Origin of the sequence: Nocardioides sediminis (assembly GCF_003047295.1) — a bacterium.
Lineage (GTDB): Bacteria > Actinomycetota > Actinomycetes > Propionibacteriales > Nocardioidaceae > Nocardioides > Nocardioides sediminis.
The window spans coordinates 1-655 of record NZ_PZYZ01000024.1 but is presented as its reverse complement, the minus strand read 5'-3'; the positions used below and the strand labels follow the sequence as shown (position 1 = coordinate 655).

The following is a 655-nucleotide window of genomic DNA, read 5'->3' as shown; positions in this document are numbered from 1 at the left end:
GTTTAAGTGAACTTTAACTTCGTGTTCGCCGGTTGTGCGAAGCGGACCTTCACCTAAACGAACTTCTGATTTAGCTACTGCAACGCCTGCCGCTGTTAATGCATCAGCGATATCTTTTGCAGAGATTGAACCGAATAAACGACCGTCATCACCTGCTGTTGCAGATACTGATACTGCTGCGATTTCAGCAATTTTAGCTGCACGAGCTTGTGCTGCCGCTAACGCTTCAGCCGCTTTCGCTTCTAACTCGGCACGACGTGCTTCGAAGTGAGCGATGTTTGCTGCTGTTGCCATAACCGCTTTACCTTGTGGGATTAAGAAGTTACGTGCAAAACCTGATTTAACAGTTACTTGGTCGCCCACAGAACCTAAGTGAGCAACTTTATCTAATAAAATAACTTGCATTGTACTCGACCTCTCTATTACTGATGGTTGTCAGTGTATGGAAGTAACGCTAAGTAACGAGCGCGTTTGATTGCGCGAGCTAATTGACGTTGATACTTCGCACGAGTACCAGTGATACGGCTAGGAACAATCTTGCCGCTTTCAGAAATGTAGTTCTTTAATGTAGCGATATCTTTGTAATCGATCTCAACAACATTTTCCGCTGTGAAACGGCAGAACTTACGACGACGGAAATAACGTGCCATTTGGC

At 45.2% G+C, this 655-nt stretch carries 2 protein-coding genes; both read right to left on the bottom strand.

Features of this window, described 5'->3' with window-relative positions; all coding sequences use genetic code 11:
• Positions 1–405, bottom strand: a 405-nt coding sequence (rplI, locus tag DAI17_RS20760) for a 50S ribosomal protein L9 (protein WP_107775150.1), incomplete at its 3' end; no start/stop codon positions are given.
• 17 nt (positions 406–422) lie between these two features.
• Positions 423–655: 30S ribosomal protein S18 (rpsR, locus tag DAI17_RS20755; RefSeq protein ID WP_456093759.1), on the bottom strand; the 233-nt coding region annotated here is incomplete at its 5' end.